The sequence below is a fragment of the Desulfovibrio sp. genome (assembly GCF_047607245.1).
In the GTDB taxonomy this organism is placed as follows: Bacteria; Desulfobacterota; Desulfovibrionia; order Desulfovibrionales; family Desulfovibrionaceae; genus Desulfovibrio.
In genome coordinates this window covers 1-7,852 of record NZ_JASGDK010000154.1, presented here as the reverse complement: position 1 = coordinate 7,852, position 7,852 = coordinate 1, and the positions used below count along the sequence as shown (strand labels likewise).

The following is a 7,852-nucleotide window of genomic DNA, read 5'->3' as shown; positions in this document are numbered from 1 at the left end:
GTTGCCGCCCTGGCCTCCGGGAACATAAAGCCCCGCAGCGTCCATTGGCAGAACGTGCTGCCCCAGAATGCTGCCGTCTGGCCTTGTGGTGAACCAGGATTTCTCCAGCTGGGCTTCATGAAATGCCCGGATATGGGCGGCAGCCTGGCTGATGACTTCTCTGTTTTCGATGGGAACAGTGGCGGCGGCTCGGGCTATTTCCTGCTCGCTTACACGAAGCGGCGGCGCAAAGTCCGGGCAGTCAAAATTGCGGGTATATTCCACCAGGGCTTCGTCGCCCCTTTCGCGCACAGCGGCTATAATGTCGCGTACGGCGCTTTCCACCCCGTCACCTGGGTTGTGACGCCCTTGCAGCCATTGGGCAAGCTTGGGCCACTCCTGCTCATTATGCAGTGTCAATGTCCGGCATGTCATAGTATTTTCCTCACCTCAGTTGGAGGAATATACAGAAGGGCCGGAGGAATGTCGAGGCTCCACCACGCGCAAAGGCAACAGCGGCAGAGGTTCGGCGTCCCGGAGCGGTTCGAGGAATCTGTGTTTATTTACTCAGGGCAAAAGCGGGGCGCGCGAGCATGATGGAATTCCTGAAGCGGCCAGGGCATCGTCATGCGGGATTGCGGACTGTGCCCGCGTTTCAGACACCGTGGCAATGTAAGCGAGAGCCGAAAAACATTGTTCACGAAGCTGCGTGGTAAGAGCGTCTCTGCGTTCGCGCTCTGCGGTCAGATCAGCCTCTTGATGCTTTTGAAAGTTGCTCAGCCATACCGTGGCCTTGTTTGTAGCTGCAGCCAGGCCCTGGGCTTCAAGAGGACGCAGTCCTTTGACGAGCTTTGCTGCATGGCCAAAATGTTTTTCTTCTGTGTTCATCAGATGAAGCGGCATGAGCGCGCACTTGGCATATCTCAGAACATCATCAAGATTCACAGGTTTGATTTGAGGAAGCGGCCTGTCTGCCAATAAAAGACCATTATCTGCTTCGTCCAGAGCACGGCCAATCTGGGTATAGGCATAGGCGTCTTCCATATGTGCCTGGGCATTGCCAGACACCAGAATTTCATAAACCGCGTCGCCAAAAGCGTGGGCGTATCCTTCGTTCATCGCAATGGAAAGATACTGGTGTGCCTTGGATTCATTGGGTGAATCAGGAAGGGTGTAGCCGCATTTTTCTCCGCCAAAACGGTACCAGCGCGAGATTTCATGAGCAGCCGGGGCGTATCCGGCGTCTGCCGACAGCAGTAGCCACTGCAGGTTTGTTCCTGTGTTCCAGCGAGTCGCATAGGCATGCATGGATTTGGGATCACCAAGAAAAGCTCCACGGGTGTATGAGCTACGCGTATTACCCATGCCTTCTCCATAAAGTGCCAGTCTGGCATATACCCAGCCAGGAGACGTATATCGGGTAGCCCAGTCAAGCCAGAAGGCTGCGGAACGCATAAAGGCAGGAATGCCGGGATAGGCGGCTGCCGATGTTGCAGAGGCGCATTGAGCTCGTATAACCAGATCGGCCATAGCCACAGGATTGCCTTGCAATGCCTCCGTCAGAACAAGCAGATACTGTGTTTCAGACTGGCATCCGACATACTGCGGTTTGGGAGTGCCGCTGCCAGGTGGCGAAACGTACCAGTCCGGGTCTTCCACAACTGGAGCTGTGACTTGAAGATTTTGAGGCATAGGACGCACGCAGTAAGCGGGATCCTTGCTTGTGCAGGAAAGCTCTGGAAGAAGCTGTAGCCCTAATTTGGGTGTAAATAGTAACTCTTCTGCCCGTAAAGGCAGGGGAAGAAGAATAAAACAGATAAAAACCAGTACGCGGCATGACATCGAAGAGCCTCGTGTGTAGAGTGGCCGGGCAGAGTTACGGTCACGCTAAATCAGGAGCGTTGAGTCCGTTGTTTTATCAATAGTAACTAATAGCATTCAAGGTGATCAAAAAAACATCCATGAACAGCTAAAATATTTAATGACCATAGCGAGTTGGCTGAATTATTAAGCAGTTCAGGATGCTGTACGATTAAAATACTGTAATATCTATTTGTAAACTTATATTTCAAAATGCAAAAACGTCAAGTGGCTGTATAGCCTTGACAGCAAGGAAGTGGGAACTTAGTTAACTCAAATGAACGCACTGCCGAGGGCGGAGCGATTTGGGAGGAATCATGCAGCGTCACAAGATGCAGAAGTCTTATGGAGAGGCCGCACCGACGGAAGACGAATTTTCGGAGGGCAGCCTGAATTTTTGCAATCCTGATGAAATTCAGGATATTAATGGCGTGATGGATTCCGTCTCGCTGGACGATATGCCCGATGTAAATTTTGCGCAGAGCGCCGAGCCTTCTGCTGCAGAAATTGAAGCACGTTGCAAGGCTGAGGCTGAAGAAAACCGTCTGCGCATGGCCGCCGAGATGGACAATTTTCAAAAGCGCCTGAAACGTGAACACGAAGAGCAGGTGCGTTATGCCGCTGAAAAGGTTTTGAGCGATCTGCTGCCAAGCCTTGATAATCTTGAGTTGGCATTACAGTATGGCAGCACTAATGAAGTGTGTAAGGATATGGTGCAGGGCGTTGCGATGACACACAAGCTTTTGCTCGAAGCTGTAAACAAGCATGGTTTGAACCCTGTGGGCGAAGAAGGGGAGGAATTTAATCCTGCCCTGCACGAGGCCGTGGGCTTTGATGCCCGGCCCGAATTTGCCCCCGGATCTGTTACGCGTGTACTGCAGCGTGGCTACAAATTGGGTGATCGCTTGTTGCGCCCTTCGAAGGTTATGGTTAATCCCTGACGTTGAATGACACGCCGTACCAGAGGCGTTGGCGCCATAAAAACTGGTGCGCGAACATGTCTTCAACATAAATTGGTCTCTGCCTGAGCAGACAAATATAGAAAGGCCGTGTCTGCCGGAAATATCCGGTGAACACGGCCTTTTTGTTGCGCAAAATTTTAATCGGTCTATGGGTTCAATCGCTGTACCGCTCGGCAATGGCTTTAAACTCTGCCTGAATAGCTCCAAAAGCTTCCACCACTTCGGGGTCGAACTGGGTTCCCTTGCCGTCGAAGATAATTCTGGCGGCAGTTTCGTGCGGCATTGCTGGCTTGTATACCCGTTGGCTGCGCAGTGCGTCATAGACATCTGCCAGGCTCATGAGTCTGGCAGGAAGCGGAATTTCATTTTGTTTGAGCCCGCGCGGGTAGCCTCGCCCGTCCCAGCGTTCATGATGGCAGTAGGCAATATCGCAAGCCATTTTTAAAAAGGAATCTTCACCTAAAAATTTATCCGCAGCAGCCAGAACAGCTCTGCCGTGTGCGGTGTGTTCCTTCATGGCCTCATACTCTTCATCTGTGAGTGGGCCGGGCTTGTGCAATACAGTATCGGCAATGGCAACCTTGCCCACATCATGCAGCGGGGCGGAAAGATAAAGCCATGAAATGGCGTCTGCATCCAGCATATTGCGGTATTTTGGCAGGTCCGCCATATGCAGGGCAAGCGCTTTCACATAATTTTGCGTGCGCTTAATGTGCGCGCCGGTTTCAGTGTCGCGCCATTCCGCCAGCGTGGCCATAGCGTGAATTGTGGCTTCCTGCGTGAGGGCAAGCTGGCGGGTGCGCTCGTGTACCAGTTCATTGAGGTGGTCGCGGTAGCGCTTGTATTTCAGCTGGTTGGTCACCCGATTGCGCACCAGGGATGCGCGAAAGGGTTTGACGATATAATCTTGAGCTCCCAAAGAAAGCCCGGTTGCCTCGTCCATTTCTTCATTTTGCGCGGTAATGAACATGATGGGGATGTCGCGCGTGGAAGGTTCTTCCTTTAATTGGCGGCATACCTCGTAACCATCCATACCAGGCATGATCACGTCCAGCAGAATAAGGTCCGGCTGCGGCGTGCCAATGGCCAGGCGCAAAGCGTCCGGCCCGTTTTTGGCAAACATGATGGTGTAATCTGTGCGCAGGGTTTCGCTCAGAATACGCAGGTTTTCCGGCGCGTCATCCACTAGCAGAATGCGGCTGCGTTGCGCTGCCGCCGTCAAACTCACTGCTTGCCCCCCGTAAGGCCGGGCAAACGTTGGGCCAGGTGTTCTGCCATTTTTTGCACGAGGCGGCTTTCCGCAGCGGTGAGTATGTCATAGCCCTTGCCAGCCACGGTTTCTTCATCAACAAAGATGCCTCGGGCAAGCACATCATTGAACTTGTTGCGCAGGGTCCAGCGAACGTCCAGTACGGCTTTCTGTTCAAAATTGCCATCAAGCCGCTGTATGTCCAGATAGAGCACATAGTCGGCAGTGGATTCGTCTCCGGCGGGCAGAACGTTGACGCCGTTTTGCAGCATGGGCCGGGTAAGAACCTCGCGAGTGACGCGGCGTACGCCGTGGCTCAAGGGCTCGCCCCAACTGTGAAACTGGGCCACAATGAGCTGGGTGGACTCGCCCACGCGGCTCACTATGCCGTCACGGTCCAGATATTCCGGCACGTTAACGGGCGCCACACGCAAGCTTTTGCTGGGCAGGCTGTCAGCAGAGACGGGTGCCAGGCGGCTCTCAAGCAAATAGTAATTGGTTGGCGTGCTGCGGCCGCAGGCGGCCAGCAAAACCGTGAGTGCCAGAAAAGTATACAGGATTCGGCGTTGCATCAGCGTTTTCCTTGTTTGCCCATAAGCAGGGCTTCAGGGTTGCGTTCAAGCATTTGCGCAACATTGCGGATGGCGCGCAAGGTTTCCATACTTTCTTTGATCAAGCGGCGAACGTCGTTAACCGTGGGGGAATCACGCCCAAGCAGTCCTTGCGCTGAGGCTGTCACCACACGCAGCTGATCTGCTGCCTGGCCCATGCTTTCCAGCGCCGTGCGTAGCGTGGCAAGGGTGGAGGGCAGTTGATTGTCCACGGTGCCCACAGCCTTGTTGACCTTTTGCAGTATGCTTTCAGTATTCTGGCGCAAGGCGCTGTTTCTGAGGATATTGTCAATTTCTTCAAAGGTACGTGTAAAGGCTTTAAGACCTCGTCCAAGGCTGTCGTCAGCCAGAGATTGGGCGAGGTTTTGCAGTATGCTGTCCAGCGCTCTGGCCATTGATTCCAGAGGCAACTGCGAAAGAGTGGTCTGCAGGGTGTCGATGGGGGAAGGGATGGTGGGGATTTCCGTATCCGGCGTGCCCGAGCGGAAAACCGCCGGCGTGCCGGGGAAAAAGTCCAGTTCGATGCGGTACTGGCCCGTGATGAGGCTTTGCAGCTGCAAACGGGCACGCAGGCCGCGCTGCACCATCCGTCGCACAATTTCTTCGCGCACGGATTCAGAAATGGGGGCCGAACCTCTGGCCCGCACAAAACTTTGCTCGTCAATGCGGATGTAAACGGGAATGGTAACGTTGGAATCCCGGGTGTTTGCCACGAGGTTGATGCGCGTCACGCTGCCCATGGGAACCCCGCGAAACACTACCGGGGCTCCTGTGGAAAGGCCGCTGACCGAACCGTCAAAGTAAAGCACGTACTGCATGTCGTTGCTGAACAGACGGCCTCCGCCCAGCACAATAAATCCCAGAGCCAGAAGGGACAATCCCCCCAAAACAAAGGCTCCTACAGTAGTTTTATATTTTTGAGAACTCATAGGGCCGTTCCTTTGTCCGGGGTGGAAACACCGGTCTTTTCCGTCTGCCCGGTGTCGGCATGGTCGCGTTCACCTCTGGTCAGAAAGAGCATGGCGCTGGGCGCAGTATCAGAGGCGTGCAACAGCTGGTGCGGATTGCCTCTGGCAGCTACCTGGCGGGTTTGGGCATCAAGAAAGATAAGATTGCTGGCAATGGCGTAGATGCTGGCCAGTTCGTGAGACACTATGACAAAGGTTGTACCCAGGCTGGCGCGCAACTCCAGAATAAGATCATCCAGCAGGCGCGAGCTGACAGGGTCAAGCCCGGCAGAGGGCTCGTCAAGAAAGAGAATTTTTGGATCCAGGGCCAGAGCCCGGGCAAGTCCGGCGCGCTTGCACATGCCGCCGCTGATTTCTGACGGGTAGTAGTCTTCAAAACCTGCAAGGCCAGCCAGGGCCAGCTTGAGCTTGGCCTGCTCCCGTATGGCCTCATCGCTGAGGTCCGTATACTGCTGTAAGGGCAGGCCCACGTTTTCCGCCAGCGTCATTGAACTCCACAGTGCGCCGCTTTGAAAAAGCACGCCTGTTTCTCGCACCAGTTTGCGGCGCTGGTCCTCGTTGCTGCCCCAGAAGTCGGTCTTGCCATAAAAAACTGCGCCAGACTGCGGGGATTTAAGCCCCATGAGCACCCGAAGAAGCGTGCTTTTTCCGCAGCCCGAACCGCCAGTTATGAAGAAAATATCCCCGGCGTGCACGTCAAAGGTCACATCGCGCATGAGAACGTAAGAACCGTACCCCACTTGCAGCTGGTTCACGCTGATGCGCAGATCCTGCTGGTCAGGCTGGGCTGACTGCACGTTTTCTTCCGGTTTGGCAGCCGGAACGTTCTGGGGCGTTTCGCCTGGTGCGACGGGTTGGGGGGGCATGACGTTGTGTTCGGCCATTTTAGATGTCCAGCACATTGCAGATGACAGTTATCACCGCTGTGGCCACAATAATGCCCACAATGGCGTGCACCACGGCTGTGGTGGTAGCCAGACCCACGGCTTGGGCGCTGCGTCCGCAACGCATACCCTGGTAGCAACCTGTTATGGCAATGATAACGCCAAAAATCGTGCCGTAGGTAAGGCCGATAAATACATGCTTATAGGGCACCATCTGCATGGTTGCGTTGATATATTCCATAGGGCTGATGCTCAGCATGGTCGTGCCCACGATATAGCCGCCAATAACGCCCATAAGGTCGGCATAGAGCGTCAGTAAGGGAATCATGGCCGTCAGGGCCACCACCCGCGGAAGAACAAGAAAATCAATGGGCGATATGCCAAGAGTGGCCAGAGCGTCGACTTCTTCGTTGACTTGCATGGTGCCAATAAGGGCAGCATAAGCCGCACCAACCCGGCCAGCCATAACCACGCCTACCATAATAGCGCCCATAACTCGCAGCATGCCTATGCCTACAAGGCCAGCCACGTATATTTGCGCGCCAAACTGGGTAAGCTGTACCGCGCCCACGAAGGCCAGAATAAGGCCAAAAAGCATGCTGGTTATTGAAATGATAGGCAGCGCCTGTACGCCGCATTCCTGCATGGCGGCCAGCAGGTCTTGCGAGCGCATCTGAGAACGCCCCGTCACCAGGCGGCCCAGCGCCAGGGTTACATCACCCACAAAATTTAAAAAATCGTTTACGCGCGGGGGCAGGTCAATGGTGGCCTGACCTACACGTTGCACAAAATTGAGTTCTTCTTTTTTGCGATCAGAACCCGCCTTCGCCGGAACGGCAAAGGCCAGCTTAAGAAGGCGCTCAAGGCCTTCAGGCAGTTGATTTTGCGGGGTTATCTGGCGGTCGTTGGCGGCCTTGGTCAGTTGCACAAGAAAGACCAGCAGGCTGCTGTCCCAGGCTTCAAGCTTGTCGCTTTCAAGGCAAAGTTGCTTGATGCTCTGACTTTTCAGAGTTTCGATAGCGGCTACAGCTTCTGGGGGCCATGCTGTATCCATATTCCAAGACCCCCCCACACTTACGCGGAGAAGCGATCCTTGAATAGAAGCTGTCACTTGCGGACTTGTTTCCATCAATATAGTATACGCATAGCCCAATTTATTCGCAAGAGGCATATTTGTAATACGCATACAGGTTTTCAACTTCAACCAACGGTCCGTCATGTCTTTAAAGAATCGCCTTGATCTCGCCGCCGAACCAGTTTTTCTGATGGATGGCTCTGCCTTCATCTACCGGGGTTTTTTTGCCAACAGAAACATGCAGCGTTCGGACGGGTTTCCCAC

8 protein-coding genes are annotated in these 7,852 nt (G+C 54.2%); 1 reads left to right on the top strand and 7 read right to left on the bottom strand.

Going from position 1 to position 7,852, the window contains the following annotated elements; genetic code table 11:
* On the bottom strand, positions 1 to 414 hold a 414-nt coding region (locus QM579_RS11785; RefSeq protein ID WP_414999335.1), incomplete at its 3' end, for a histidinol dehydrogenase.
* A 132-nt stretch (positions 415 to 546) separates the two neighbouring features.
* Positions 547 to 1,671, bottom strand: a complete 1,125-nt coding sequence (locus QM579_RS11780; RefSeq protein WP_414999334.1) for a hypothetical protein — start codon at positions 1,669 to 1,671, stop codon at positions 547 to 549.
* Positions 1,672 to 2,156: 485 nt separating this feature from the next.
* Between QM579_RS11780 and grpE the strand changes: the two genes are divergently transcribed.
* The gene (gene grpE / locus QM579_RS11775) at positions 2,157 to 2,780 is read left to right on the top strand and encodes a nucleotide exchange factor GrpE (RefSeq protein WP_414999333.1); all 624 of its coding nucleotides are present in this window, start codon (positions 2,157 to 2,159) and stop codon (positions 2,778 to 2,780) included.
* Between the two features lie 175 nt (positions 2,781 to 2,955).
* On the opposite strand, the gene QM579_RS11770 is transcribed toward grpE, so the two are convergent.
* The 5 genes from QM579_RS11770 to QM579_RS11750 are packed head-to-tail and all read right to left on the bottom strand — an operon-like array spanning position 2,956 to position 7,642.
* The gene (locus QM579_RS11770; protein WP_414999332.1) at positions 2,956 to 4,029 is read right to left on the bottom strand and encodes an HD domain-containing phosphohydrolase; all 1,074 of its coding nucleotides are present in this window, start codon (positions 4,027 to 4,029) and stop codon (positions 2,956 to 2,958) included.
* On the bottom strand, positions 4,026 to 4,622 hold the full coding sequence (locus QM579_RS11765) for a membrane integrity-associated transporter subunit PqiC (protein WP_414999331.1): 597 nt from the start codon (positions 4,620 to 4,622) through the stop codon (positions 4,026 to 4,028). The genes QM579_RS11770 and QM579_RS11765 overlap by 4 nt, the downstream gene beginning before the upstream one ends.
* Positions 4,622 to 5,590: an MlaD family protein gene (locus tag QM579_RS11760; RefSeq protein ID WP_414999330.1), complete on the bottom strand. Its 969-nt coding sequence runs from the start codon at positions 5,588 to 5,590 to the stop codon at positions 4,622 to 4,624. The genes QM579_RS11765 and QM579_RS11760 overlap by 1 nt, the downstream gene beginning before the upstream one ends.
* Positions 5,587 to 6,495, bottom strand: a complete 909-nt coding sequence (locus QM579_RS11755; protein WP_414999336.1) for an ABC transporter ATP-binding protein — start codon at positions 6,493 to 6,495, stop codon at positions 5,587 to 5,589. The genes QM579_RS11760 and QM579_RS11755 overlap by 4 nt, the downstream gene beginning before the upstream one ends.
* Positions 6,496 to 6,514: 19 nt before the next feature.
* Complete coding sequence (locus QM579_RS11750; RefSeq protein WP_414999329.1) at positions 6,515 to 7,642, bottom strand: MlaE family ABC transporter permease; 1,128 nt, start codon at positions 7,640 to 7,642, stop codon at positions 6,515 to 6,517.
* Positions 7,643 to 7,852 lie beyond the last annotated feature (210 nt).

What these genes read in the sequence shown, in the direction of transcription:
- QM579_RS11765 (WP_414999331.1), bottom strand. Translation starts at nt 4,622, where the DNA reads ATGCAACGCCGAATCCTGTATACTTTTCTGGCACTCACGGTTTTGCTG.
- grpE (WP_414999333.1), top strand. Translation starts at nt 2,157, where the DNA reads ATGCAGCGTCACAAGATGCAGAAGTCTTATGGAGAGGCCGCACCGACG.
- QM579_RS11760 (WP_414999330.1), bottom strand. Translation starts at nt 5,590, where the DNA reads ATGAGTTCTCAAAAATATAAAACTACTGTAGGAGCCTTTGTTTTGGGG.
- QM579_RS11750 (WP_414999329.1), bottom strand. Translation starts at nt 7,642, where the DNA reads ATGGAAACAAGTCCGCAAGTGACAGCTTCTATTCAAGGATCGCTTCTC.
- QM579_RS11755 (WP_414999336.1), bottom strand. Translation starts at nt 6,495, where the DNA reads ATGCCCCCCCAACCCGTCGCACCAGGCGAAACGCCCCAGAACGTTCCG.
- QM579_RS11780 (WP_414999334.1), bottom strand. Translation starts at nt 1,671, where the DNA reads ATGCCTCAAAATCTTCAAGTCACAGCTCCAGTTGTGGAAGACCCGGAC.